Here is a 908-nt window from a genome sequence, read left to right as displayed (position 1 = left end):
TGTGTTTGATTACCGTGCACTGACCGAACGCTTCCACGCCGCCAATGCACTGGTGGCGGTCGCCGCCGACCTGCTGGCCCTGACCGTGCTGACTCCGCCGGGCGAGTTCGGCGCCGACGTGGCCATCGGCAGCGCGCAGCGTTTCGGCGTGCCGCTGGGCTTCGGTGGCCCGCACGCGGCTTACTTCTCCACCAAGGATGCGTTCAAGCGCGACATGCCGGGCCGTCTGGTCGGCGTCTCCGTGGACCGTTTCGGCAAGCCGGCCCTGCGCCTGGCGATGCAGACCCGCGAGCAACACATCCGTCGCGAGAAAGCCACGTCGAACATCTGCACCGCCCAAGTGCTGCTGGCCAACATCGCCAGCATGTACGCCGTGTACCACGGCCCGAAAGGCCTGACGCAGATCGCCAACCGCATTCATCACCTGACCGCGATTCTGGCCAAAGGCCTGAGCGCATTGGGCCTGACGGTCGAGCAAGCAAGCTTCTTCGACACGTTGACCATTAAAACCGGCGCCAACACTGCCGCGTTGCACGACAAGGCGCGTGCCCAGCAGATCAACCTGCGCGTGGTCGATGCTGAACGTCTGGGCCTGTCCCTCGACGAAACCACTTCGCAAGCTGACGTGGAAACCCTGTGGGCCCTGTTCGCCGACGGTAAGGCGCTGCCAGGCTTCGCCACCCTCGCCGCCTCGGTGGTCAGCACCCTCCCGGCCGCGCTGGTGCGCCAGTCGCCGACCCTCAGCCATCCGGTGTTCAACCGTTACCACTCGGAAACCGAGCTGATGCGCTACCTGCGCAAGCTCGCCGACAAGGACCTGGCGCTGGATCGCACCATGATCCCGCTGGGTTCCTGCACCATGAAACTCAACGCCGCCAGCGAAATGATCCCGGTGACCTGGGCCGAAT

At 65.2% G+C, this 908-nt stretch carries 1 pseudogene; it reads left to right on the top strand.

The window, feature by feature from the left end:
- A pseudogene (locus tag MO767_RS30820) lies at positions 1–908 on the top strand (glycine dehydrogenase (aminomethyl-transferring)); the annotation flags it as partial.

It is taken from the genome of Pseudomonas sp. UYIF39 (assembly GCF_029963765.1).
GTDB lineage: Bacteria > Pseudomonadota > Gammaproteobacteria > Pseudomonadales > Pseudomonadaceae > Aquipseudomonas.
This window is presented reverse-complemented; position numbering and strand designations above follow the sequence as displayed.